The 26,245-nt window shown below is 56.7% G+C and carries 20 protein-coding genes; 13 read left to right on the top strand and 7 right to left on the bottom strand.

Going from position 1 to position 26,245, the window contains the following annotated elements:
* Nucleotides 1–7 precede the first annotated feature (7 nt).
* The 3 genes from FDY93_RS06385 (at nucleotide 8) to FDY93_RS06375 (ending at nucleotide 5,602) form a co-directional block, all read left to right on the top strand.
* Nucleotides 8–2,194: a type I secretion system permease/ATPase gene (locus FDY93_RS06385; protein ID WP_138234910.1), complete on the top strand. Its 2,187-nt coding sequence runs from the start codon at nucleotides 8–10 to the stop codon at nucleotides 2,192–2,194.
* Nucleotides 2,191–3,471, top strand: a complete 1,281-nt coding sequence (locus FDY93_RS06380; RefSeq protein WP_138234909.1) for an HlyD family type I secretion periplasmic adaptor subunit — start codon at nucleotides 2,191–2,193, stop codon at nucleotides 3,469–3,471. The genes FDY93_RS06385 and FDY93_RS06380 overlap by 4 nt, the downstream gene beginning before the upstream one ends.
* A 142-nt stretch (nucleotides 3,472–3,613) precedes the next feature.
* On the top strand, nucleotides 3,614–5,602 hold the full coding sequence (locus FDY93_RS06375) for an acylphosphatase (RefSeq protein WP_138234908.1): 1,989 nt from the start codon (nucleotides 3,614–3,616) through the stop codon (nucleotides 5,600–5,602).
* Nucleotides 5,603–5,782: 180 nt separating this feature from the next.
* On the opposite strand, the gene FDY93_RS06370 is transcribed toward FDY93_RS06375, so the two are convergent.
* From FDY93_RS06370 to FDY93_RS06360, 3 genes are all read right to left on the bottom strand, one after another.
* A complete protein-coding gene (locus FDY93_RS06370) occupies nucleotides 5,783–10,684 on the bottom strand; it encodes a CapA family protein (protein ID WP_138234907.1) in 4,902 nt (1,633 codons plus the stop codon).
* A gap of 217 nt (nucleotides 10,685–10,901) precedes the next feature.
* On the bottom strand, nucleotides 10,902–12,950 hold the full coding sequence (locus tag FDY93_RS06365) for an NADPH-dependent 2,4-dienoyl-CoA reductase (protein ID WP_281282508.1): 2,049 nt from the start codon (nucleotides 12,948–12,950) through the stop codon (nucleotides 10,902–10,904).
* 179 nt (nucleotides 12,951–13,129) lie between these two features.
* Nucleotides 13,130–14,020 (bottom strand): LysR family transcriptional regulator, encoded by an 891-nt coding sequence (locus tag FDY93_RS06360; protein WP_138234906.1) that lies wholly within the window; start codon nucleotides 14,018–14,020, stop codon nucleotides 13,130–13,132.
* 202 nt (nucleotides 14,021–14,222) lie between these two features.
* Here FDY93_RS06360 and FDY93_RS06355 point away from each other — a divergent pair, with 202 nt between their 5' ends.
* The 9 genes from FDY93_RS06355 to FDY93_RS06315 are packed head-to-tail and all read left to right on the top strand — an operon-like array spanning nucleotide 14,223 to nucleotide 22,503.
* Entirely contained in the window at nucleotides 14,223–14,894 is a 672-nt protein-coding gene (locus FDY93_RS06355; RefSeq protein ID WP_138234905.1) for a histidine phosphatase family protein, read from the top strand.
* Between the two features lie 15 nt (nucleotides 14,895–14,909).
* Nucleotides 14,910–16,124: an acyl-CoA dehydrogenase family protein gene (locus FDY93_RS06350; protein ID WP_138234904.1), complete on the top strand. Its 1,215-nt coding sequence runs from the start codon at nucleotides 14,910–14,912 to the stop codon at nucleotides 16,122–16,124.
* The gene (locus FDY93_RS06345) at nucleotides 16,125–17,177 is read left to right on the top strand and encodes a phosphotransferase (RefSeq protein ID WP_138234903.1); all 1,053 of its coding nucleotides are present in this window, start codon (nucleotides 16,125–16,127) and stop codon (nucleotides 17,175–17,177) included.
* A gap of 33 nt (nucleotides 17,178–17,210) precedes the next feature.
* Entirely contained in the window at nucleotides 17,211–17,987 is a 777-nt protein-coding gene (locus FDY93_RS06340) for an SDR family oxidoreductase (protein ID WP_138234902.1), read from the top strand.
* A 2-nt stretch (nucleotides 17,988–17,989) separates the two neighbouring features.
* A complete protein-coding gene (locus tag FDY93_RS06335) occupies nucleotides 17,990–18,799 on the top strand; it encodes an SDR family NAD(P)-dependent oxidoreductase (RefSeq protein WP_138234901.1) in 810 nt (269 codons plus the stop codon).
* A 50-nt stretch (nucleotides 18,800–18,849) separates the two neighbouring features.
* On the top strand, nucleotides 18,850–19,308 hold the full coding sequence (locus FDY93_RS06330; protein WP_138234900.1) for a MaoC family dehydratase: 459 nt from the start codon (nucleotides 18,850–18,852) through the stop codon (nucleotides 19,306–19,308).
* A 41-nt stretch (nucleotides 19,309–19,349) separates the two neighbouring features.
* Complete coding sequence (locus FDY93_RS06325) at nucleotides 19,350–20,276, top strand: SDR family NAD(P)-dependent oxidoreductase (RefSeq protein ID WP_138234899.1); 927 nt, start codon at nucleotides 19,350–19,352, stop codon at nucleotides 20,274–20,276.
* Between the two features lie 27 nt (nucleotides 20,277–20,303).
* Nucleotides 20,304–21,485: an acetyl-CoA C-acyltransferase gene (locus tag FDY93_RS06320; protein WP_138234898.1), complete on the top strand. Its 1,182-nt coding sequence runs from the start codon at nucleotides 20,304–20,306 to the stop codon at nucleotides 21,483–21,485.
* A 28-nt stretch (nucleotides 21,486–21,513) separates the two neighbouring features.
* Nucleotides 21,514–22,503: an NADPH:quinone oxidoreductase family protein gene (locus FDY93_RS06315; RefSeq protein WP_138234897.1), complete on the top strand. Its 990-nt coding sequence runs from the start codon at nucleotides 21,514–21,516 to the stop codon at nucleotides 22,501–22,503.
* A 41-nt stretch (nucleotides 22,504–22,544) separates the two neighbouring features.
* Here FDY93_RS06315 and FDY93_RS06310 read toward each other — a convergent pair whose 3' ends face one another.
* The 4 genes from FDY93_RS06310 to dinB all read right to left on the bottom strand — a co-directional run bounded on the left by FDY93_RS06310 (nucleotide 22,545) and on the right by dinB (nucleotide 25,492).
* The gene (locus FDY93_RS06310) at nucleotides 22,545–23,012 is read right to left on the bottom strand and encodes a hypothetical protein (protein WP_220446115.1); all 468 of its coding nucleotides are present in this window, start codon (nucleotides 23,010–23,012) and stop codon (nucleotides 22,545–22,547) included.
* Nucleotides 23,009–23,743, bottom strand: coding sequence for an RNA polymerase sigma factor (locus FDY93_RS06305; protein WP_138234895.1), 735 nt, complete (start codon nucleotides 23,741–23,743; stop codon nucleotides 23,009–23,011). Before FDY93_RS06305 ends, FDY93_RS06310 begins: the two co-directional genes overlap by 4 nt.
* Before the next feature lie 124 nt (nucleotides 23,744–23,867).
* Nucleotides 23,868–24,179 (bottom strand): DUF6116 family protein, encoded by a 312-nt coding sequence (locus FDY93_RS19565; RefSeq protein ID WP_246068482.1) that lies wholly within the window; start codon nucleotides 24,177–24,179, stop codon nucleotides 23,868–23,870.
* A 230-nt stretch (nucleotides 24,180–24,409) separates the two neighbouring features.
* On the bottom strand, nucleotides 24,410–25,492 hold the full coding sequence (dinB, locus tag FDY93_RS06295; protein WP_138234894.1) for a DNA polymerase IV: 1,083 nt from the start codon (nucleotides 25,490–25,492) through the stop codon (nucleotides 24,410–24,412).
* A 94-nt stretch (nucleotides 25,493–25,586) separates the two neighbouring features.
* Between dinB and FDY93_RS06290 the strand changes: the two genes are divergently transcribed.
* A complete protein-coding gene (locus FDY93_RS06290) occupies nucleotides 25,587–26,132 on the top strand; it encodes a carboxymuconolactone decarboxylase family protein (RefSeq protein ID WP_138234893.1) in 546 nt (181 codons plus the stop codon).
* Nucleotides 26,133–26,245 lie beyond the last annotated feature (113 nt).

The raw sequence follows: 26,245 nt of genomic DNA, 5'->3' as shown, positions 1-26,245 counted from the left end.
GCGTAAAATGGAAAGTCCCCAGAAAGTAATTGCGGATTATGTTCAATGGGTGGATGCCGTACTTTGTGTTGCCAGGCACTATCGGCTTGAATTTTCAGAAGAAAATATACGGATTGCGTCCCACTGGGGGAAGGAGGATCCTGTTGAAAACGTAGTGCGAAGTATGGCGCGGCAGGCTGGGCTGGTTGCCAGGTTTACCGAGTTTGATTCCAGCATGTTGAGCCCGTGGCGCCTTCCGCTGGTTGTTCAGCTGCGTAGTGGTCAGATAGGTGTCATTGAAACCATCGATGCGAACGGAAGTCTGTCGGTCGTGTTCAGCGGTGATAAGGGGGCGGCATCGGCGATTAAAGCTGACGCCATCGCTTCCCAAATCAGTGCCGTAGTGGTTCTGCGTCCTTCCCACAACGTGGCCGATGTTCGGGTGGATGACTACATCAAGCCCCAACAAAAACACTGGTTCAGGTCGATCATCCTGCGGGACCTTAAGCCCTACACTCATGTAATGATTGCCACTACGGTGGCTAATATTCTGGCGCTGTCCGGAATCCTCTTTTCCAAGCAGGTGTATGATCGGGTCATACCCGCGGAATCTATACCCACGCTCTATGTACTCTTCAGCGGTGTCATGATCGCCGTGTTCTTTGATTTTCTGATGCGGGTAAACCGCATTAAGGTTACCGATCTGTTGGGTAAGCGGGCGGATATTCGAGTGTCCGATCTCGTTTACGGTCACGCTGTGCGGTTGCGCAGCAGCGCCAGGCCCAAGTCGACCGGTGCGTTTATTTCCCAGATTCGGGAGCTGGAGAAGGTTCGGGAGATGGTAACGTCAACCACCATTCTCGCCATGGCGGATATGCCGTTCTTTTTCCTCTTTCTTGTGTTCATGTGGTATGTGGCCGGCCCTCTCGCGCTGATTCCCCTAGTGGCACTGGTGATGTTGATTGTGCCCGGCCTACTGGCGCAGGGAAAACTTGCCCAGCTGGCCGGAGAATCCATTCGGGAATCCTCGTTGCGCAATGCCATGCTGGTGGAAACTGTGCAGGGAATGGAAGATATCAAGGGGCTGCAGGCGGAACAGCGATTCCAACAGCAATGGAACCACTACAACGCGGTCACCGCCGAGTCGAATCTCCGGCTGAGAGGGCTGATTGGTAAACTGGTTACCTGGACCCACAATATCCAGTCGTCTGTATTTGCCGTTATTGTGCTCTTTGGCGCCCCCATGGTGATGTCGGGGGATATGACGGCCGGTTCGCTGGTAGCTGCCTCGATTCTGGGATCACGCATGATGGCGCCGATGGCGCAGATCACCCAGGTGCTGAGTCGTTGGCAGCAGGCAAAGTATGCATTGAAAGGTCTGGATCAGATAATGCAGTTGCCAGTGGACCACCCGGAGGGGAGTAAAAAGGTGCATCTCTCCTACGTTGCGGGGAATTACCAGTTGCGCCAGGCCGCGTTCAAATACGGCGACGATGCCAGTATCCCGGCATTGAGCGTGGCGTCGCTGCAGATCCGGGCCGGTGAACGCATCGGCATATTAGGACGCAACGGAGCGGGCAAATCCACGTTGTTGCAGGCCCTCTCTGGACTGCTGGAGCCGAGTGCCGGAGAAATTACTCTGGAGGGGGTCAGCTTTGGGCATATCGATCCGGCGGATACGCGTCGGGATATCGGTTTGTTGACCCAGAATGCCAACCTGTTTCACGGAACACTGCGTGAAAATATCACTCTCGGAGCACCCGGTGCATCCGACCGGGAAATTATTGCGGCATTGGACTTGTCGGGCGCTCTGGAATTTGTACGCAAGCTTCCCAAAGGCATGGATCACGTTGTACTTGAAGGTGGTCTTGGGCTTTCCGGCGGCCAGCGTCAATCACTGCTACTTGCCCGGCTATTTATCCGAAACCCGAATGTGGTACTGCTGGATGAACCGACGGCCTCTCTGGATGATGTCACGGAAAAACGATTCATCACAAAGCTGAAGCGCTGGGTAGAGGGGCGGACACTTGTCCTTGCCACTCACCGAAGCAGTACGTTGCAACTCGTAGACAGGATACTGGTAGTGGACAATGGGCAGGTGGTGCTTGATGCACCCAAGGCGGTCGCTTTACAGAAACTGGCTCAGGTTGCCACATCCGAGTCCAAATCCTCGGATACCAATGCCCAACAGGGACGTGAAAAGGTGAACGGATGACCAGCGTGCCCCCAGTTTCACAAAGCCCGGAATCCGCGATCAGCCGTGCTAATACAGCACCTCAGGAGGCTGCGAACATCGCGATTCTCGAGGCGGATTTTCACAATGCTGGTGCGCATTACTGCGAGGGCTCAGACGAAGCGCGACTCTCTCAGTCCCGCCGCGTCATTTGGGTGTTTTTCCTGTTGCTTGCCAGCTTCATTACCTGGTCTTACTTCGCCAAAGTGGATGAAGTCTCCAAGGGAGCGGGCAAAGTAATTCCGACCTCCAGAGCGCAGGTGATCCAGTCGCTTGAAGGAGGGATTCTCGCACGGCTCAATGTTGCCGAAGGCGATATTGTTGAGCAGGGTGAAGTACTCGCGCAACTGGACCCGACAAAAATCCGCTCCAATGTCGAAGAAAGTGAAGCCCGCTATCGGGCCGCGCTAGCCAATGCCGCCAGACTTAGTGCGGAGGTGAATGGTACGGAGCTCAAGTTCCCTGAGGCGTTATCAAATTATCAGGATTTGATTCTTAAAGAAAAGAGACTATATCAAACGCGGCAAAAAAGTCTTCAGGATTCCCTGTTCAGTCTTAAAGAGGCCCGCGACCTGATCCAGAGTGAGCTTTCAATAACCCGGGATCTGGTTAAGTCCGGCGCGGCGAGCAATGTCGAAGTGCTAAGGCTAAGTCGGCAGAAATCCGAACTGGACCTGAAAATCAAGGATGTTCAGTCGGAATATATGGTGCGCGCACGGGAAGAGTTGGCGAACGTCAGCGCGGAGGTTGAGGCCTTGTCCTCTATCATCGAGGGGCGCGCGGATTCCCTCACCAGGTTGACACTAAAATCGCCGGTGCGAGGTATCGTTAAGGATATTGAAGTGACCACTATTGGCGGTGTAATTCCTCCAAATGGCCGCTTGATGGAAATTGTTCCGCTAGATGACCGCCTGTTGATTGAGGCAAAAATATCACCCAGGGATATCGCGTTCATTCACCCAGGACAGGATGCCAAGGTCAAGATAACTGCATATGACTACAGCGTATATGGCGGGCTGGATGGGAAAGTTACCATGATATCTCCCGATACCATTCAGGATGAAACCAAACCCGGTGAATATTTTTATCACGTATTGATTCTAACGGATGCCGATGCGTTGATTAATCGGGATGGAAAGGAGTTTCCGATTGTGCCGGGTATGGTGGCGACCGTGGATGTTAAAACCGGATCAAAAACCATATATGACTATCTGGTAAAACCATTTAACCAGGCGGGAGAGGCGCTTCGCGAACGCTGATCTGGCTTTTGCAACTTTTTGGCTGTTTAGATAGTTGGGAAATCACATGCTTTGTATTTGATCCTGGCTATCCATGCTGTCGCTTTGCAGCCAATTTCCGCGGCGTAAGGCGACGATACAGGCCGTAGGGTAGATAAGTGCAATGTCTGAAATTTTCCCCGTAGAAAGTATTGTCCGGGAGTCAGTAGAGAACGACTACTCAAACTCACCCTTCCTCCACGTGCGTGACGACATTGGCATTTCGCTGCTGTGTCATGCGGCCAATGCAATGAATCTGGAAGTCCAGCGCCATCGAAAATTGATTTTTGAGGTGCGAGATGGACAGAGAAGTATCGTTTTTCGACAGAATTCCCCCGAAAACTCTGCAGTTTATGCATACTGCGCGCGTCAAAAACATATAGCCAAGAAACTAATGGCGGATGCAGGCGTCCCCGTGCCAGCAGGAGATGTGTTCGAGGATTATCCGTCGGCGCTGCGGTATTTTCTTGAGTTCGGTGGGGAAGTTGCTGTAAAACCCAGTGACGGATCATCCGGTGCTGGTGTCTCCTGCGGGATCGGCGGGGAAGACGAGTTCAACCGCGCCTGGAAACTGGCCCGGCACCACAGTGCACGGGTTATCGTTGAGCAGAATCTTACAGGTCAGGATATACGTGTCATCGTTATCGGAGGAAAGGCAGAGGCCGCCTATGTGCGCACGCCAGCACACGTGGTTGGTGATGGCATCCATTCCATTCGCGACTTAATGGAGCGCAAGAACCGGATTCGCAGGAACAATCCGAGTCTGCGGTATGACCCCCTTCGAAACGTTGATCTGCTAGAGCGCAGGAACATCTCGTTAGACACGATTCCCAGTACTGGAGAAAGAGTTCAACTGGCCTCGGTGGCGAACACTTCGGCGGGAGGGGAAACCGTAGAGGTTTTGGGCCTGTTGGATGCGGAGAGCCGAAGGATAGCTGAACGCGCTGCGCTGTGTTTCCCCGGCCTTGTGCAAGTGGGCGTGGATCTTATGTATTGCGGCGTGGTGCCGAGCGCCGCTCACTCGCCGGTCTATGTCATTGAGGTCAACTCCAATCCGGGAATCTGTGATGCGGTTTTTCCCTCGTATGGGCGTGCGGTCGACGTACCGGGAAAATTGCTCCGCCATGTACTTTCCACTACGACTGCGGCGAGCCCGCGCAGGTTGCAGGTGGCGCTGGCTCCTGTATATCGTTTCAGTCAATTCCCGCGTGCATTTTATCAGGGCGAACGACGACAGGCTGATCTGATCAAACAGGCGGCATTTGCGCACAATCTCGAAATAGAAACGCTTTCGGATACGGTGTTGAGATTGCGCCACGGAAAATTCAGCTGCCTGTTCCATGGTGCAATACCTGAGTGCGTGCGACTGGTGTCCCGCAAAATCACCAGGAACAACGACTGGATGGCAGAGGTGCTTCCGTGCAGTGAGCCCCATCAGCAGGCCGGAATGGGCGAGGGTGCCGGGGATGAGTCTGGGCGACGACTAAATCACTACCGGGTACTTGTCATCGGCAACAAGGTGGTGGCGGCGTTATATTCGCAGACAGCTCCCCAGGGGATGCAAACTCAAGTCTCGCGGATGGATGTCAGCGAGCTGATTCACCCTAGTGTGTTGTCGGTGCTTGAGCGAACTCTTCAGGTTATCTTCGATCCGTTTATTGCTGGCATCGACCTTCTTATGGAGGATATCAGCCGCGATGCCTGTTCACAGCGATGGCAAGTGGTGAACGCCGTGTGTAATCCTCATCTTGGGCGACATCATTTTCCCGACGAAGGTCTACCAAGAGACGTCGCCGCTGTACTGCTGCGAGAGCTGTTTCCCGAACTCCCAGACTCTGCAACACGTGTCGCCTGCCGCGTGCTGGTATGCGGGAAGGTGCAGCACGTCGGGTTCAGGCGCTGGCTTAAATTGATGGCAGTACGCCATGCAGTCTCCGGCTGGGTCAGAAATTTGGAGGATGGGCGAGTAGAGGCAGTGTTGGAAGGTACCGAGCGGGCCGTGGCGCAAATGGTAGAGCAGTGCAAAGTTGGCCCTTTATCGGCGGCCGTAACGCACACAGAGGTTGAATCCGCGCCGTGTTTCTCCCGTTGCAGCTTTTCGGTGCTGGGCTAGTGGTCCATGCGGAACGTTGCGTAACGGTTCACTTCGCCAAAGCGTCCAGCTCTGCGTTGAGAAAGCTTGAAATAGTTCCACTATTCCTGCGCTTTCTCGCCTTGATCTGAGCGCTTTGGCTTTGCTCCTTAGTTACCGAACTTTCCGCATGGACCATTAGCGTCGGAATAGCTGAGAATTTCAGTACGGGAACCAACAGTTGTCGGCTGGACGGTTGGCCGAAAGACGGCGTGCACTGCCAGTGCCGCACTCTGTACGAGTCGCTACTTCTGTTGGGGCATTTGTGGCCGCCAGCTCTTGCAGCAGCTTCGGTACTGCACCAAAATCTGAATCCCGCCGTGACCCCTTGACCAGTAACAGATCCTTATCCTGCAGGGCTCCGATCAGGTAGTAGGCCATGTCCTTCGCGGTGTTGAAGTGCGGACCGAGTATTTTTTCCGGGAGAATGGATCTGAGGAAGTGCATTTCTTCCCCGTGAGTAATAAGTTTTTCGATACCGCATTCAATTAATGGCCTGGCCAGGCTGCGGTGCAGTGCCGCTGCTTGGTCACCCAGCTCAACAATGCGTCCCAGCGCGGCAACTTTGCGCCCTCCCGATGGCATCGGGGTTTGCGCCAATACCGAAAAGGCATTGAGCATGGAGCTCACCGTGGCGTTCCAGCTGTCGTCTATGAGCATTGCGCTGCCTCGGGGCAAATTCAGTGGTATCTGGTCGAGATGCCCTTCGTCCAATGTCAGTTGCCCTAGAGCGCTGGCGGCGTTCGCCAGCGGTTTTCCCATGGCATACAGTACCGTCAGGGCGGCAACGGCATTGCGGGCCATACCCATACTGGGAACGGGCACGTAAATTTCTATGTCTTCTCGTGGCGTATGCAGGGCTAACCGGCTGCCGTATTGATCTGTTGTAATCTCCCGTATCTGTACCTCTGCGCGTTCGCTATTGCCGTAGGTCACTACACGTTTGGCGTGTTGGCGCGCCTTTCCCAGAATGTAATCGAAATGTGGCAGATGCTCGCCTATCACTGCGGTTGCGCGCCCACTCAGTCCATCGAAAATACGGGATTTCCATTTTGCGGTATCGCGGTCAGTTTTAACCCGGCTGGTAGTCTGGGAAACGCCAATTTCGGTAATCAATGCGATGGTGGGGGGCACCCGTTGCGTGATCGGCCCTTGCTTCATCCACAGGGCGCTCTGTGCTATTTCGACCACCGCGGCGTCGTGGTGTTGATTCAGACTGGCGAGCATGGAGGGTACACCCACGCGGGAATTGTAATTACCGAGGCTGGTGAGCACTTTATCCCGACCGCCCAGCAGGCAGCTGAGCATTTTCAGTGTGGATGACTTGCCGGAGGTACCGGTAATCGCAACGACTTCGCCACTGTAACGTTGCCGTGCCGCGAGCCCGAGCTCAATGATGGCCTGGATAGGATCTGCAACCTGCAGTACCGGAAGGTCCGGCGGCAATCCCTCTACCGGCCGCGCTACGATTACCCCACCAAGTAATTGCCCGGCGGTGCGGACAATTTCCGGTAGCCGGTCATGTAGGTCCCACCGGCTGTATTTCGTGATGGAACTGCGCTCGTGGTACGCACGGTCATGGCTTTTATGCGCAACGAACATGACCGGGGACTGGGACTGAGCGATGAAACCCTGGCCGGATACTACGCTGCACACAAACCAGTCCTCTGGCGGGGGGACCAGCCAGGTGCCGCCAGTGAGCATGGTAATCTGCTCCGCATCCCACGTCTTGCCCGGTGACTGGCGGAAGGTCACCGCAGGAAAGTCGCTGCGATAAACCGGCGGCTTGCTCCGCTCAACCACGCCGTTTGAATGGCTGTTGCGGGCGTTTGCACGCGCGTCGAGTTCGGGAATCTTCACCGTGATGATTCCCAGATCCAAAGGCTGCGGTGGTATGGTCAACGTTTTTCCGGAGAGACCAATCTCAAGGCGCAGGTTGATATTTTTCAGCTGCCCCGGTTGCGGTGGTCTGAGTCCGTAGTAATCCCGGTAGATGACACCGAGCTGCCAGCGGCTGGTTGGCACCTGCCAGTCACAGGGATCGTGATCCATGGATTTACCCCAGTGAGGCATATCCGTTGCTTCGGTCGGTACGGCGCGGATGTCGAGGCGCAAGTTGTCAGAGACCGGCTGCTCCAGCGTCCAGAATGATTCCACCCACAAGGGTTGGCGGTGTTCTATATGAGTAGGGGATACCCGGATACCGAGCAACCTGAGTGGACCAAGTGTCCGTGGTGCTATTTTCGCGTCCTCGGGCACTTCTCTCACATGCCAGTAGGGGTGTAGAGGAGGCTGGATACTGTCCAATAGCTTGGGGTTATAACGTGTGCGCGCTGCCGGTGCCGGGGGCGGCAGGGGCTTTGCCCGCTCAGGTGGTGCGAGTTGCAGTAACCCGCTTCCGTCTTCATGCAATTGCAGTTTTGCGCCGAGTGCTTCGCACTTGGCAATAAATCGTCTGGCCGCTGCGGTTGCCGCTTCTCCACTCAACTGACGACTGAAGCCAAATCCACTCCCCACCGGGATAAAGCGCACTTGTTCCACACCACGGTGGCTCAGGGAAAGCTGAAATATACCGCTGTCTTTCAGCGTTTTTCGCACCGCGTCGAACAGCAGATCTCCGGCGTCGTGGATAATTGGGCGGTCCTTATAGACTTCTATGCCCTGCAAAATATGCGCACTTGCACCGAGCACGGCGTCGGCACCGGCGTCAATAATACAGTGGCCCACCTTGATTTCTTCAGCGGAGGGTGTTTCTTCCAGATTGTTTCCCCAATGCACCGCGACGATCACCACATGCGCGGCTTTGCGGGCGGCGGCGATCCTCGGCTGCAAATACTGCATCCACGATTCCGGAGCGTATAGAGGAAGATAGGCACTTCCTGGTTTCCTTGACCCCGCGGCAAAGGTTTCCTGGGTGGCGTCCAGAGAAAAGATTGCCACATTGAGATTGCCGGCTGGACGAATCACCGGTGTTAGTGCGACGTCTATGTTTACACCGGAGCCGGTATGGCCGATGCCGATACAATCTAGCCAATAGCCTTGTTCCAGAAGTGCCTGGTTACCGTAGTCACCAACGTGGTTGTTGGCGGTGGTGACGACATCAATCTTCGCCTTACACAAGAGTCGCAGCATATCCGGGCGCGCCCGATAGTAATAGGGAGACCGCTCTCCTTTCTCGACTCCCTGCTCACCGGTGGTGGCGACCACGCACTCCAGATTGATCACGCTCAGATCGGCGTTGCTGAGTGCGGGAATTCTCCCAAACGCTTCTTCATGCCCGAGTTCCTCGGCGCGATAATGCTGGCGTCGCGCCAGATTGACATCGCCACCCCAAGCCAGCGTGGGATGACTGTGTTTCTCCGACTGTGGTATGGCAGGTATCTGTTCCGAGAGCTCTATCGGGCACCCCCCTCGCAGCAGATACTTTCTGAATGCGACAAATCCTGATAGATAGTGCTCCACATCGTCGATACGCACGCGGAAGGCGTGGTGGCGAATAAAGAAACTTCCGGTGATTTTCGCCGGATTGGCAAAGTACATGGCGTACTCCGGCCAGAAATACCCATTCAGCAAATACATGGCACGGCTGTGCAGTGCGCGGTAAAACTTATGCAGATCCATCTGCGCGAGCAGGTAGGAGAATTCCTCGTCCTTGCGCAACCGTGCGACCATACGCTCCGCGGCCATCATCAGTTCGAGCAGGGTCGGAAACGTGGTGATGCGCTCCAGAATAAAGTCCAGGTGACCGATTACGTTCTGGAGGCCGAACTGGTAATAACGGGCTTGGGGGCGGTACAGGGTAAGTTCGTTGACGCAGTAACTGAGCCAGTGATCGTGGGCTTGCCAGTGGTTATTGGCAATAAAGTACTCGAATGCCTTCTCAACAATATTCAGCCAGCGCTCATCCCGGGTATGTCCATATAGACGCATGAGGCCGAAAGCCGCTTCCCCATCGTAGTAGATGATACGGAACTCCTCCTTGAGGGTGAGTTCGGGGTATTGCAGTACATGCACAAATTTTCCACTGCCCTGGTCTTGCATAAAGCGAATGCCAAGGGCGAGCTTTTCCAGCAATTCTTCGTGCTCGCTGCTGCCGGTAAGTTCTGAGTATTTTACCAGTGCCAGAAGGCAGACGGCGTTGCCGCCCAGTTTGATTTCGCCATTGGCTTCCACGAGAAATGCGGCTTCTGTCCCGCAAGGCAGTTGAGCGGTTTTGATCAGATGCCCGGTGAGGTATGCGATTGCCCTGTCGATCGCACACCGGGTTTGCTCGTCGCCAGTGACTTCCCACCCTTCGGTCAGGGCGTAAGTGGAACTGGCATGACGCAGCGTATTGTAGGTATCAATGGGGCGGTCGAAACAGCAGTGCCAGCCATAGTCGAAACGCCCGTTCTTCCGCACCTGCGAGGCCAGGTAGCGACTGCTGGTGGTTATCAGATGATGGGCGATCGGCTCATCCAGAGTATCGACGACGCGACGGCCGGCGTTGCGGCCGGGTCCGTACAGTGACCGCGGCTCTGTCTTGCCATCGAGAAACAGGCCCTCGGTATGAAGGATGGTAACCGGGCGGTCGTCAGAAAATTCCAGCGGCGTATTGCGGCCGAAGCGGAAGTCGGTATAGGCGCGAAACTGGCTTTGATTGATCGCCACATGTGCGACCTTATTGCCGCCATACAGCATGGCATTGCCGTTTAGTTCCTGTTCAAGAAACGCCGTTTTCCAGTTGGCGTCCAGAGCCAGGCCGTAGCGGAAGTATCCGCGCTTGGTATTCTCGAACTGTTGCTGCAGTGCGCGCCAAGTCGTGGTTTCGCTGTCGGTTACCCAGTCGATTCGCAACCAGCGACCGTCCATTTTTTCGCTGGCGAGCAGCTTGCGAATCTGGGTGGCCAGCCGCAGCCATAATGCGTCGGTACTCTGGCCGCGACCATGGCATACCCGCGCTCGCCGTTTGCCATCGCTCGCAGAAAAAAACAGCGTATAGGGCGGCGTGAGTTTCGCCAACTGGCGCTCCACGACGGGCCGTGCGCGCGAAAGTAATTCGGAAAAGGAGCCGGATGTGGCCATAGCGCAGAAACCTTCCTGTCGGTTGTCGGCGTGACGGCAGGGAGGGCATAGATTTCTACGCTTGGCGGTGCGAGATAGGAGGACTGGCGCGCTTCCCTGGCAGATCAATCCGTTTCAGGAAGTATAGTAATCTGAGGGTAATGTGTGGGTGAGAAACGTTCCATTGCGGCGGTGGACAGGTCGTTTCAGCCTGCTTCACCGCCGCATGGGCCGATCACTAGATAGATGCGGCGAGGCGGGAGCCCTGGTCGATTGCACGTTTCGCGTCCAGCTCCGCGGCCTCGAATGCACCGCCAATCAGGTGGCTGGACTGGCCGCGCGCCTGCAGCTGGTCATGCAGGGCGCGCAGCGGCTCCTGGCCAGCGCACACGATTACGTTGTCCACTTCGAGGACTTTCTGCTCGTCGCCCAGGCGGATATGCAGTCCCTGGTCGTCGATTTTTTCATAGCTCACCCCGGCGAGACTTTGCACATTGCGGTGCTTGAGACTGGTTCGATGAATCCAGCCCGTAGTTTTACCCAGGCCGGCCCCCACTTTTGAAGCCTTGCGCTGCAGCAGGAAAATCTGCCGCGGGCTGGTGACCGGTTGCTGTGGTTTGAGGCCGGCGCGATGCTCCAGGGCAACGTCCACACCCCACTCATCGAAGAATTCCTGCTTGCTGCTGGCAATCAGTTCACTGGCGTGCTGCTCGCTGTGGCTGAGGTATTCCGCTACATCAAACCCGATGCCGCCTGCGCCGATGATGGCGACGGTTTTACCCACCGGCTTTTTGTGCTTCAGCACATCGAGATAGGTTAGAACCTTGGCGTGCTCGATGCCCTCAATGGGTGGGGTGCGCGGGGAAATACCTGTGGCGATGATCACCTCGTCGAACCCCTCGAGATTATCCGCTGTGGCCAAGGTATTGAGACGCAGGTCTACACCGGTAATCTCCAGTTTGCGCGTGAAGTAACGCAGCGTCTCTTCAAACTCTGCTTTGCCGGGAATCAGTTTGGCAATATTGAACTGGCCTCCCACCTTGTCGCCGGCTTCAAACAGGGTCACCTGGTGGCCGCGCTCTGCAGCTACTGTCGCTGCAGCGAGCCCCGCGGGGCCGGCACCCACCACGGCGATTTTCTTGGCGGAGCCGACCTGCAGATAATTCAATTCGGTTTCATGGCAGGCGCGGGGGTTGACCAGGCAGGAGGTGAGCTTCAGTTCGAAGGTGTGGTCCAGGCAGGCCTGATTACAACCGATGCAGGTGTTGATTTCGTCGGCGCGGTTTTCCGCGGCCTTGTTGACGAACTCGGCGTCGGCGAGGAAGGGGCGGGCCATAGAAATCAAATCCGCCTGTCCCGCGGCCAGAACATCTTCGCCAACTTGCGGCATGTTGATGCGGTTGCTGGTGACCACCGGTACGCTCAGGTGTTGTTTGACTTTGGCGGTGACATCGCTGAACGCGGCGCGGGGCACGCTGGTAGCAATGGTCGGCACGCGGGCCTCGTGCCAGCCAATCCCGGTATTGATGATGGTGGCACCGGCCTTTTCAATCGCCTGGCCAAGCGCTACTACCTCGTCGAAGTCACTGCCACCTTCCACCAGATCCAGCATGGACAGACGGTAGATGATGATGAAATCCTCACCCAGCGCGGCGCGAATACGCCGTACTATCTCGATCGGCAGGCGGATACGGTTTTCAAAGCTGCCACCCCAGCGATCGTCGCGGTGATTGGTGCGGGCGACGATAAACTGGTTAATAAAATAGCCTTCGGAACCCATCACTTCGACACCGTCGTAACCCGCCTCGCGGGCCAGCGTCGCGCAGCGCACATAGTCATCAATCTGCAGTTCCACCTCTTCATCGCTGAGTGCTTTCGGGGTAAATGGATTGATCGGCGCCTGGATGGCAGAGGGGGCTACCAGATTGGGGTTATAGGCGTAGCGTCCTGCATGCAATATCTGCATACAGATCTTGCCGCCTTCGCGGTGTACCGCATCGGTAATCGCGCGGTGTTCGGCCGCTTCTTCCGCCGTGGTCATCTTAGACGAGCCCTGGAAAACGCCACCTTCCTCATTGGGCGCAATACCTCCGGTCACGATCAGACCGACACCACCTCGGGCGCGCTCTCCGTAAAACGCCGCAAGACGTTCAAAACCGCCGGGATGCTCTTCCAGGTTGGTGTGCATGGAGCCCATAAGCACACGATTTTTCAGGGTGGTGAAGCCCAGATCCAGGGGGGCGAGCAGGTGTGGGTAGGGTTGCTGTGACATAGCGGTCATTCTCATTGTGTTCGACTCCGCTGGGTGAAGGCAGCGGAGCGTGTTGGGTTACACCGGGTTGGGTGATGCGACACAAAAGCAAGTTATGCAAAAAGTTGCATATTCAGCCTCAAGGATAGCAAGTGCAAAAAGGCCATGACACTGACCGATTCGCTCGAATCTTCTGACCTTGTACTCCTGCTGGGTTATCCAAACAGCGAAATAACCTGCTCTCGCAGCCACTGATGGGCGCTGTCTTCGTCCTGGCTGCGGTGCCACAGCAGGTGCCAGTCCATCTGCGGTATCTGGAATGGCAATTCGAAGCATCGGGACGGGTACTGGCGCGCGAGGCTGATGGGCACGGTGAGGGCGAGATCGGTTTTCAACACAACCAGCGGTGCCACGCGGTAGTGCTGCACGCGCAGCTTTATCTTGCGCCGGCGGCCCAGTTTATTGAGTGCGATATCCGCGATACCCGGGCCGCTCCGCCGGCTGGATACGTGGATATGCTCCAGTTCCAGATACTGCTCCAGTGTTAGCGTCGCCTCCGTGGCGAGCGGATGATCCGGCCGCACCATGCACTGGTAGCGGTCTGCCACCAGACGGCGCTGATTGAGCTGGGTGGCGGAAACCATCGGGATGTCGAGAGCGAAATCCAAGCTATTGGCCGCAAGCTCTTTGACCAGTTGGTCTCGCGGTACGTAATAGGATTCAACACTCACCCCTGGCGCCACCCGCTGCAGGTGCTCAAGCAGAGACGGCAACACCAGAGTCTCCGCCATATCGTTCATGGACAGGCGCAGGGTTTTCTGCGCGCTCGCCGGATCAAACTGATGCTGCTCCGTCACACTGCTACCTAACAGGGCCAGCGCCTGCTGTACCCGCGGCATGATGTTTTCTGTCAGCGGTGTAGGGCTCATGCCGTTCGGTGTGCGCATGAACAGTTGGTCATTCAAGGCCCGCCGCAGTCGCGCCAGCGCGTTGCTCACCGCCGGCTGGGTGATATGCAAGCGCTCCGCAGCGCGGGTGAGATTGCGCGTGGCGTAGATGGCATCCAGTACCGGAAACAGGTTCATATCGATCTGTTGCAACTGCATGGTCAGGGCTCTCCTCGAATCATCGCCACCGGTCCCCCTGGTTATCACTCTTGTGAATGTTTGGATATTTACATAATAAACTTTGATGATCTATGGGGAATCGCTAGCTTTATCCCCCAGTCACCCCGGGGAGTGAATAACCCGGGACGTAATTCGAAACCTCCAATTCATCGTTTACTGTGCGAATTATGGGAGAGCGGAAGTGCCGGAAATTTTTGTAGTGCGCCACGGTCAGGCGTCTTTTGGCAGTGACAACTACGACCAGCTATCGGAACTTGGCTGGCAGCAGGCGCGTTGGCTGGGGGAGCACTGGGCGGAAGACGGGCAGAAGTTCGATCACATCGTCAGTGGTGACCTGCAGCGGCACCGAGAAACGGCCCGCGGTATCTGCGAGGGCTTGGGGCTCGCGGGCCAACGCGTGGAAGAACTGCCGCAACTGAACGAGTTTGATTTCAAAAATGTGATGCATGCCTACAGTGAAAAAAATCCGCAGGCAATACCGGCGGCTGGAGCAGAGCGCGCGGACTATTACCGCTTTCTGAAACTGGCTATGCAAGCTTGGTCCGCTGGTGACATTGTCGGCGCGGAATCCTGGCAGCAGTTTGAACAGCGCATCGAAGAAGTGCTGGGCATTCTCGCCGCCGGCGCACGCGGCGGAAGAACGCTGGTGGTGAGTTCCGGCGGTGCTATTGCCATGATGGTGCGGCAGATTCTGGGAGCACCTTCCCATAGCGTGACGCAATTGAATATGCAGATAAAAAATACCGCGGTCAGCCACTTTTTTGCCGGCCGCAGCGGTGTGAGCCTGCACAGTTTCAATCACGTGCCCCATCTGGATACGCGCCAGCGCCGCGAATTCATTACTTACAGTTAACAAGGGAAAGCAATAATGAATTTTGAGTATTCCCCGAAAGTGCAGGAACTGCTCGGGCGCCTGAAGCAGTTTATGGCTGATGAAGTGATCCCCGTGGAAGCCCTGTATATGGAGCAGCTCGCGCAGGACCGCTGGGGCGAACCGCCCATTATGGAAGAACTGAAACGCAAGGCGCGGGATGCGGGCCTGTGGAACTTGTTTTTGCCGGGCGCCGAACACGGTGCGGGTCTGACCAACCTGGAATACGCGCCGCTGGCGGAAGAGATGGGGCGGGTGCTGTTTTCCTCGGAAATTTTCAATTGCAGCGCGCCGGATACCGGCAACATGGAAGTGCTCGCCCAGTATGGATCGGACGCGCAGAAAAAGCGCTGGCTCACGCCGCTGCTGGCAGGGGAAATCCGCTCCGCCTTTGCCATGACCGAGCCCAATGTGGCATCCAGCGATGCGACCAATATCGAAACCGCAATCGTGCGCGATGGGAATGACTACGTCATCAATGGCCGCAAGTTCTATATCAGCGGTGCCCTCAGTCGCCGCTGTGAAATTCTGATTGTGATGGGCAAGACCGCGCCGGAGAATGAGGACCGCTACCGCCAGCAGTCCCAGATTCTGGTGCCGATGAATACGCCCGGCGTAAAAGTGATACGTCCGATGACCGTGTTTGGTTACGACGACGCGCCGGAAGGGCACGCAGAAATCCTATTCGAGAACGTGCGGGTGCCGAAAGAAAATCTGATTCTTGGCGAAGGGCGTGGATTTGAAATCGCCCAGGGCCGCCTTGGCCCGGGGCGCATCCACCACTGCATGCGCCTTATCGGCCAGGCGCAGCGCGCGCTGGAGATGATGGCCACTCGAGCAGAGAATCGCGTGGTATTCGGCCGCCCGATGATCAAGCAGGGTTCCGTGCGGGAAGACATCGCAAAATCCGCCTGTGAAATCGAACAGGCGCGCTTACTGACCTTGAAGGCTGCCGACCAGATGGACCGCCATGGCAACAAAGCCGCGCGGGACCTGATAGCCATGATCAAGATCGTTGCGCCGCAGATGGCCTGCAACGTCATCGACCGCGCCATCCAGATTCACGGCGCTGCCGGTCTGGGCCAGGATTTTAATCTCGCGCGCGCATACAGCTACGCGCGCACCATCCGTCTTGCGGACGGCCCGGACCAGGTGCACATGATGCAGCTGGGGCGCAACCTGGCGGCACGCTACGCCGCGGAGGAGGGCTGAATGTCCGAGGTGAAAACGCCATCGGTGGTGGATCAGCTGGATACGGAAAAATTGTCGGCGTATCTGCGAGGCCGGGTAGCGGGTTTTGATGGGCCCGTACAAGCCAACAAGTTTTCCGGTGGCCAATCGAATCCCACATTTAAGGTCGAGACCGATGCCGGCACTTACGTACTGCGCCGGCAACCGCCGGGCAGACTACTGAAATCCGCGCACGCGGTGGATCGGGAGTTTCGGGTGATGCAGGCGCTGGCCAACAGCGATGTACCGGTGCCCCGGGTGCTGCACCTCTGTGAAGACCGTGAAGTGATCGGCTCCATGTTCTACTTGATGGAATATTGCGAGGGTCGGATTTTCTGGGACGCCGCGCTGCCAGAGCTGAACAACAGCGAACGCAGCGCCGTTTATGAGGAAATGAACCGGGTGCTGGCTGCGCTGCACAGTGTGGATATCGACGCTGTAGGCCTTACCGATTACGGTCGGCCGGGCAACTACTTCGAGCGCCAGTTTGAGCGCTGGCAGGGGCAGTACCGGGCATCGGAGTTGCAGACCATCGGCACCATGGACCAGCTGATCCAGTGGCTGGGTGCACATTTGCCCGAGGACGACGGTCGCGTGTCCCTGGTACACGGCGATTATCGCCTCGACAACATCATGTTCCATCCCAGCGAACCTCGAGCTATCGCCGTACTGGACTGGGAACTGTCAACCCTGGGACATCCGTTGGCGGACCTGGCCTACCAGTGTATGCAACTGCGTATGCCCGCGGATAGCGGGAACATCTCCGGCCTGATGGGAGTGGACCGGCGCGCAATTGGCATTCCGACTGAACGGGAGTACGTGAGCCAGTACTGCAAGCGCACGGGTATTGAGCGCATCGACAACTGGGCCTTTTATCTCGCATTCAGTTTTTTCCGCCTGGCGGCCATTATTCAGGGCGTGGTCAAGCGCGCGCACGACGGCAATGCCTCCAGCAAAGATGCGGCAAAACTTGGTGCCTTCATCGGCCCGCTGGCGGCGTTGGCATTGGATGTCATTGAAAAAGAAAGCGATTAAACAACAACAGTGAAAGATTGTCGGGAGAAATTCATGGCGACCAATTTATTTGATCTGAGCGGCAAGATTGCCCTGGTAACCGGAGCCAGTCGCGGTATCGGCGAGGCCATTGCCAAGTTACTGGCGGAGCAGGGCGCCCATGTATTGGTTTCCAGCCGCAAGATCGAGGGCTGCCAGGCGGTGGCGGATGCCATCAATGATGCTGGGGGCAAGGCTGATGCTCTGCCCTGCCACATCGGCAATATGGAGGATATCTCACAGGTATTTCGTCATATCCGGGATCAGTACGGCAAGCTGGATATCCTGGTAAACAATGCGGCCACCAATCCCTATTTTGGACACATTCTGGATACGGACATTGGCGCCTTCGAGAAAACCGTGGCGGTGAATATTCGCGGTTACTTTTTCATGTCGGTGGAAGCGGGCAAGCTGATGCGGGAGAACGGTGGTGGTTGCATCGTCAACACCGCTTCCATCAACGCACTGCAACCGGGCGTGGGGCAGGGCATTTACTCCATCACCAAGGCGGCAGTGGTGAATATGACCAAGGCCTTCGCCAAGGAGTGCGCGCAATTCAATATCCGCGTCAACGCGCTGCTGCCGGGGCTGACCAAAACCAAATTTGCCGGTGCACTCTTTTCCCACGAGGAAATCTACAAAACCGCCATCGGCCATATTCCCATGCACCGCCACGCGGAACCGGAAGAAATGGCTGGGACTGTGCTCTATCTGGTGTCTGATGCCGGCAGTTACACCAACGGTGAATGCGTGGTAGTCGACGGCGGCCTGACATCCTGTGGAGGGCTGTGATCATGGCGGAGTTCATTGTGGAGCCATCCCACCGGGACCCGATGCTGGATTTCACCGGCAAAGTCGCGCTCGTTACCGGTGCCGCCAGTGGTTTCGGTGCGTTGATCGCTGAAGAGCTGGGGCGTCGTGGCGCGCGTCTGGTGCTTGGGGACATCAACGAGGCCGGGCTGCAAACTGTGGTGGAAAAACTCACAGCACTCGATGTCGAGGTGCAGGCGATGGCTTGCGATGTGTCGTCCGAGACGGACTGTGCTGCCATGGTGGTACTGGCGCGGGAGAATTTCGGCGGGCTGGATATCGCCATCAACAACGCGGGTATCGCCCCGCCGCTGCAATATTTTGAAGAGGTGGACGAAGAGACCTTTGACCTGCAACACAGGGTCAACGTGAAAGGGGTTTTTTTCGGAATGAAGCACCAGCTCAAAGTGATGCGCACCCAGGGCAGCGGTGTCATCCTGAATGTGAGTTCCATGGCAGGGTTGGGAGGCGCACCCAAAGCGGTGCCTTACTCCGCGGCCAAGCACTCAGTGGTTGGCCTTACCCGTACTGCGGCGGTGGAATACGCTCGTCACAACGTGCGTGTCAATGCCATCTGTCCTTTTTATACGCTGACGCCAATGATCACTGACACGCAGGCGCCGGAGGGGGCTACGGTGGATCAGGTACACGCCATTTTCGCTTCCGGCTGCCCGATGAAACGCCTGGGTAAACCGGAAGAGGTGGTCAGCGCCATGCTGATGCTGTGTTCGCCGGCATTGACCTATGTTACCGGCCAGACCCTGGCCGTAGACGGCGGTGTATCTGCGTTCTGAATAATGACCCGATAATCATTTTCTATCCTTTTTAATGAGAGGGAGTTCCCATGCCAACCATTATTTCCCCAACCGATTACGGTCGTGCCATCGGCTGTGAAACCGCGGCCACCGACTGGTTTCAGATCGACCAGGACCGGATCAATGCGTTTGCGGATTGCACCCTGGATCACCAGTTCATTCATGTCGATCCCGCAGCCGCTGCCAAGTCAACTTTTGGCAGCACCATTGCGCATGGCTTCCTTTCACTGTCCATGCTTTCCTACTTTGCCGAGCAGCTCGAAGTAGTGATGGAGGGCGTAAAAATGGGGGTGAATTACGGCCTGGATAAGGTGCGGTTCATCAGCCCGGTAAAGGTCGATCAGCGCATACGTGCGCGGGCAAAAGTGCTGGATGTACTCGAAAAAAATCCGGGGCAGTTCCAACTCAAACTGGAAGTCACTGTGGAAATTGAAGACCAGGACAAGCCTGCGCTGATTGCTGAATGGCTGGTGATGCAGTTTATTTAAGTCGCAATATTTCCGAACAATAAGTATTGATGGAGAGAACCATGTCTATTTCTTTCAAAGGCCAGGTGGCGATTGTTACCGGCGCCGGCAATGGCCTCGGTCGTTCCCACGCACTGGAACTGGCCCGCCGCGGTGCCAGGGTAGTCGTCAATGACCTCGGTGGTGCCCGCGATGGCTCCGGTGGCTCGCTCACCGCGGCGGAAACCGTGGTACAGGAAATCATCGCCGCCGGCGGTGAAGCCATTGCCAACGGTGCCAATGTCACCGACTTCCAGCAAGTGCAGGAAATGGTTAAGGAAGCCGCTGAACGCTGGGGGCGCGTGGATATCCTGGTAAACAACGCCGGTATCCTGCGGGACAAGTCCTTTGCCAAGGCACCCATGGACGATTTCAAACTGGTGGTGGACGTCCACCTGATGGGCAGCGTCAACTGCACCAAAGCGGTGTGGGACATCATGCGCGAGCAACAGTACGGTCGTATCGTGATGACCACGTCTTCCTCCGGGTTGTACGGGAACTTTGGCCAGTCCAACTATGGCGCTGCTAAAACCGGTGTGGTCGGCCTGATGAATACACTCCATCTCGAGGGCGAGAAATACGGAATCAAGGTGAACTGCCTGTCGCCCACCGCCGCAACACGCATGACCGAAGACATCATTCCCGATCCGAAAGCTCTGGAACTGCTTACCCCGGAGTCCGTCACTGCGGGCCTGATCGCACTGGTGGCTGAGGACGCACCCAACCGATTTATCCTTTGCGCCGGCGCTGGTGCTTACGCCAGAGCACGGATTCTCGAAACCGAGGGCATCTACCTGCCGCCGGAACAGCAAACGGCGGAAAACGTGCTTGCCAATCTCGAGGCGATTGCCGATGAGAAGGGGCAGCGTGAACTGGTAGGCGGCCTGAATCAGACCGTGAAATTTATCCAGAAGGCGGCCCAGGGTATGGGCGTCAAACTGGACGGCTGATTAACAGAGACTCAGAGGGAATCCATCATGAAAGAAGCTGTGATTGTATCCACCGCACGCACGCCCATTGGCAAAGCGTATCGCGGTGCGTTTAATAACCTGGACGGCGCGAGTCTCGGTAGCCATGCGGTGCGTGCGGCAATTGCCCGTGCTGGCATTGAAGCGGGTGAAGCGGACGATTGTATTTTCGGTGTGGCGCTGCAACAGGGCACAACAGGTACCAATGTTGCGCGCCAGGTGGCCCTGCGAGCGGGGCTTTCCACCACCGTTGCCGGTATGACCATCGACCGCCAGTGTTCTTCCGGACTGATGGCGGTGGCCACGGCGGCCAAGCAGATAACCCAGGACGGATGCCCCATAGCCATTGCCGGGGGTATGGAGTCGATCTCTCTGGTACAGAACGAGCATATGAACAGTTTCCGCGTCGCCGATCCGGCATTGCTGGAGATGCACCCGGCTGTTTATATGCCAATGATCGACACCGCGGAAATTGTGGCACGACGTTACGGTATCCCTCGAGAACTGCAGGATGAGTATTCCCTGCAATCTCAGATGCGCACAGCTGCCGCGCAGGAAGCCGGTCTTTTTGACAGTGAAATCATACCGGTGACCACAAATAAGATTGTGGTGAACAGGGAGACCGGTGAGCAGTCACAAGAACAAGTAACCCTGTCGCTCGACGAAGGCAACCGTCCATCCACCACCATCGACGGCCTGCGCAGCCTGAATCCGGTACGGGAGAACGGCGTGATCACCGCGGGCAATGCTTCCCAGCTTTCCGACGGCGCCGCTGCCATGGTATTGATGGATGGAAAACTTGCGGAGCAACGCAACCTCAATCCGCTGGGGATTTATCGTGGCATGGCAGTGGCAGGCTGCGAGCCCGATGAAATGGGCATCGGCCCGGTATTTGCGATTCCCAAGCTGCTGCAGCGTACCGGTCTATCCATGGACGACATCGGTTTATGGGAATTGAACGAGGCATTTGCAGTGCAGGTGCTGTACTGCCGCGACAAGCTCGGGATCGACAACGAAAAGCTCAATGTCAACGGCGGCGCCATCGCCATCGGTCATCCTTATGGTATGAGCGGTGCGCGCATGGTGGGACACGCACTTTTGGAAGGCAAACGCCGTGGCGTGAAGTATGTAGTGGTGACAATGTGCGTGGGCGGCGGAATGGGTGCCGCCGGCCTGTTTGAAGTCGTCTGACAAACTGAATCAGTAAAGGAGCGCAATTATGCGAGCTCTGGTATGCGAGGCCTTTGGCCCGGTGGAAAACCTGAATATTCGGGAATGGGCCCTGCCGGCGCTGAAACCCCACGAGGTGCGGCTTGAGGTGCACGCCGCTGGGGTGAATTTCCCCGATGGTCTGATGGTGCAGGGGAAATACCAAGTGAAACCCGAACTGCCGTTTGTGCCTGGTGGCGAGTGCGCCGGTGTCATTCGCGAAATTGGTGAATCGGTCAAAGGGTTTAGCGTTGGCGACCGGGTCATCGCCATGCCCGGGCTTGCGGCGTTTGCCGACGCGGTCAATGTAGACCACAAGCTGTTGATGCCGATGCCGGCGGAGCTGGACTTCCAGCAGGCGGCAGGCTTCTGCATCACCTATGCCACTTCCTACTATGCGTTCAAACAGCGCGCACAGTTGAAAGAGGGCGAAACACTTGTGGTACTGGGGGCTGCCGGTGGTGTAGGGGTGACCGCAATCCAGCTGGGCAAACTGATGGGCGCACGGGTAATTGCGTGTGCATCAACTGATGAAAAGCTGGCATTTTGTCGCGATCTGGGTGCCGACGAAACCATCAACTACAGCAAGGAAAGTCTGAAGGACCGCATTCGCGAACTCACCGATGGAAAAGGCGCGGACGTGATTTACGATCCGGTGGGTGGCGAGTACACCGAGCAGGCCTACCGCGCCATTGCCTGGGGCGGACGCTATCTGGTGATCGGTTTTGCTGCTGGCGATATTCCCAGCTTGCCGCTCAACCTGCCTTTGCTCAAAGCCGGCGATATTCTCGGCATTTACTGGGGGGGCTGGGCGGCGCGTGACCCCCGGGGGAATATGCAGAACTTCAGTGAGTTACTGGGCTATGTACAGCAGGGACGTCTACAGCCATTGACGACCGAAGTATACGATCTCGGCGACTTTACCCGGGCGTTCGCGGCCATTGGTGAGCGCCGCGCGCGAGGCAAGGTGGTATTGACCATGGCTCACGATCCACATTGATAGCGGATAATGCCTGAAATATCGATGGCCAGGTTAGTAAATCAATGAAGAACCCGGCAGTGCTTGCGCGCTTCCGCGGCCAGATCGTCAGGGAGTGCGTCGGTGGTAGCCGCGCCTTGTTGGCGACGCCAGTGGGCGCACAGCTGCATGTAATTGCCAGCGTTCACTTCGAGGCGGAGTGGTTGCCAGCTGTCCGTTGCGGCTTTAACCGCAACGGATTTTTGGCGAAATCGTTCACCACGAGCGGCCTCGCTGATTTGCGGCGAAATCCGTTGATCGGGCGTTGCGCCAAGATACTGCGCCGGGTGCAGTAACACCACCGCAATGGCCACCGCAGTGAACCCGGAGGCCGTGCGGGAGAGCAGCCGGCTGGTTCTACGGTTGGAATTGGGAATAGGTTTCACTGCGCGCATACCAGCCAGGATTTTTGTTTCCAGCGGCTCGGGTGTGCGCAGTTGTTCCCTGGCCCGGCGGTAGGCCTGCTCCCAGTGATCGCGTTTCATGTTCATACCACCTCAACAGAACGGTCGGCGGGCGTGGCATGGGCCACAGCAATTTCCGGAGCAGTTTTCCAGGGGAATAACGTTGCTGGTTTTTTCGGCGTTGCCGGCCCCTGAGTTTCCTGCTTTGTTGCGCCCTGCTGCGCGGCGGCAAGTGCGGCGGCCTCCCTGGCCATAGTACTGGCGGATTTCCAGGGTTTGCGCGCGCTGCCGTGCACCGCGAGCTGGACTGCCTCGCGGCTCTGCCGCAGCAGAGCCCGGCATAGTACCAGCGGTAGCTTTTCGATGTCCGCAACCGTCGCCAGTGACAGCCCACACTCCGTAAACAACAGAAACACATTGCGCTCGCGGCGGGGCAGCTGTTGCACCGCTCGGAGAACCTCCGAATTCTCCAGCGCTGAGCACAGGGATTCGTCCTGCGCCTCCGCTGTCTGGAGCGACTCTTCTGAAGTCTGCAACAGTCGGTTGACGCGGATATACAGCCAGTTTTTCAAACGGCGGTCGTGCAATTGCGGTGGTGATTGTAGAAAGGCATTCCAAAACTGCTCCATCAGCAGGGCGCATCGACGCGGGGCCATCTGTGCGCAATAGCGGAACAAGGGATCCCCGTAGCGCCGGTAGATTTCCCGGAATACTTTCTGGCTGCGCGTATTTCCGTACTGAATGACCAAGTCTTCATCACTGAGACTGTACAACTTGTCCGCAAACATGGGATTTGCCTCCTTGGCTTTAATTCCCATTGCCACTTACCCGGTTGCACACCCCGAGGACATTTCCGTTCCGCAGGTAATTCGTTAAACGAGTAAACTGTTTGTTAACCTTATTCCGCTCGCGTTTCAGCGGTAGCGAATACCACTCTCTGACTCAGTGTTTTCCGTTTTCTGCCTGGTGTTCCGGCGTCTTGTTTGCGTCGGTAACTTCTTCCGTGTATCCGGTGACTATTTTCTCGTTCTGGCCGCTCCCCGGTCTGGCAGAATCCCGGGAGGCCGGACCTTCCTGTTCTACGCGAGAGTGTTTTTTCCACGCCGCGAGAAACAAGGTGACAAGCCCCAACAGCAGTTCGTCGACAAACGGCACCAGATCGGGAACGATCAGGTCGATCAAAAACAGTGCGCATATCCACTTGAACAGCTGGGGATGTTTTAGCCTGCGGGCGTAGTTTATAAACCAGCCCACCAGGGCACTTGGGAGTACGCGCTTCATTTAGTGCCAGTAAATGCTATCGGAAACTTGTGGTTGAAACTGCTTTCGAGACCGTGTTGGGAGTATAGCCCGGGCCCGCTGGACCTGAGTACGGCGGAAAGGTTCCATGTGTGAATAAGCGCAAAAGGTGGCGTGGAATTATCTGCTCGCACGGATGGATCTGATTGGGCCCGGCGCACGGGTAGACTGAAAAGTGAGCAGTTTCAGGCTGCCGGACCGGTCCTGTCACGCAGAGGGAGACGCAACTGTTCCGGTCCCAAATCGGCGCGTAAATCTTTGAGTTTCACGCCGACACCGAGCAGTCGGATTGGATCGCTGCGCTTATCCCAACACTGCTGCAGAAGTTGCTTGAACTCACTGATACGCGCGGCGCGGCTGGCGCGTTCCTGGGTAGACTGGGTGAAGTCGGAATACTTGACCTTGATAATGGCGGCACTAATTTCATAGCGGTCGCCGAGTTTTTCCAAACGCTCCTGCAGGCGGCCATACAACCCCGTCATTTCTTCCAACCACTCCGCGTGTTTGGCCAGGTCTTCGGTAAAGGTATGTTCAACGCTGACACTTTTACGCGATCCGTCGCCGGCCACCGGGCGGTCGTCCTGGCCGCGGCAGAGCTGGTACAGCCGGTTGCCGAATTTACCGTATTTTTGCACCAGCTCCACCAGCGAGTAGCGCCGCAGGTCGCTGCAGGTATGAATACCCTCGCGGTGCATTTTATCTGCGGTGACCCGGCCCACGCCGTGAATTTTCTTGACTGGGAGTCGCAGCACAAAATCCTCCACTGCCTCCGGTCGAATAACCGTGAGCCCATCGGGCTTTTGCCAGTCGCTGGCAATTTTGGCGAGGAACTTATTTGGCGCGACCCCGGCGGAAATGGTGATTCCGAGGTCTTTGAAAACCCGTGCGCGAATCTCGCGTGCGATCAGAGTTGCACTGCCATTGCAGTGAGCGCTATCAGTAACATCAAGAAAAGCCTCATCGAGAGATAAAGGTTCAATCGCATCGGTGTAGCTGAGGAAAATTTCCCGTATCTGAGCACTCACTTCTCGATATTTTTTCATGTTGCCCGGCACTACAATCAGGTCAGGGCAAAGCTTCTTGGCCTGGGATGTGGGCATCGCTGAGCGCACACCGAAGCTGCGGGCCTCATAATTGCAGGTTGAAATCACGCCGCGGCGGTCGCTTGCACCACCCACGGCGATAGGGCGCCCCCTGAGATTGGGGTCGTCTCGCATTTCTACCGAAGCGTAGAAGCAGTCGCAGTCGCAGTGGATGATCTTTCTCATGCTGGGATTATATCCAGTATTAGGGCGCGGCCAACTGAATTTGGTTTTGTGCGGATTCGGCGCTGAGGGCGGTGACGGTTTAAGGAGGTGAAAAATGAGCAGGGTCCCATTGACATATCGTGAAACTGATCGGGAAACCGGTCAGCGCGTAGCCGACGTGTTCGACGAAGTCCGCGCTCAACTGGGGTTTATCCCCTCGGTGTTCAGAGCGTATGCCAATAACCCAACGCTGTTGACGGAACTCTGGGGGCGATATCAACACACTATGCTGACCGGGAATCTGCCCCGCAGGCTAAAAGAAGAGATTGCCCTTATGGTCGCTTCCGACGAGCACAGTGACTATGGCATCACCCTGCACAGCAGCGCACTCAAGCAGCTGGGGGTGGAGTCCCATGAAATCCTGCGTTTCCGCACCGATCCGGACCACACGCATCTTGGGCCTCGCGAGCACGCGCTGTTGGAAATCGCCCGTCACGGCAATATGTCGCCTCACGATCACGGTGAACGATATATTGACCATGCGAGAGAGACTGGGGTGGCGGATGCGGACATTCTGGAAGCACTGGCGGTTGCCAGCCTGGCGGCGGAGATCAGCCATGTGTCGACCATGCTGGATATTCCTGTTGATATACGGCCCTGACGTAGAAGCGAGGACATGGCGCGAAGAGCGCTCAAATCCGCCATCTTGAAAATAAGAATTACTCGCAATTTTTGGTTTGCATAACAATTGCATCGCTTGCAGCCGCAGGTGGA

The organism is Microbulbifer harenosus, assembly GCF_005771435.1.
Lineage (GTDB): Bacteria > Pseudomonadota > Gammaproteobacteria > Pseudomonadales > Cellvibrionaceae > Microbulbifer > Microbulbifer harenosus.
Note: the sequence above shows the minus strand (reverse complement) of the source record. Positions and strands in the feature narration are given on the sequence as shown.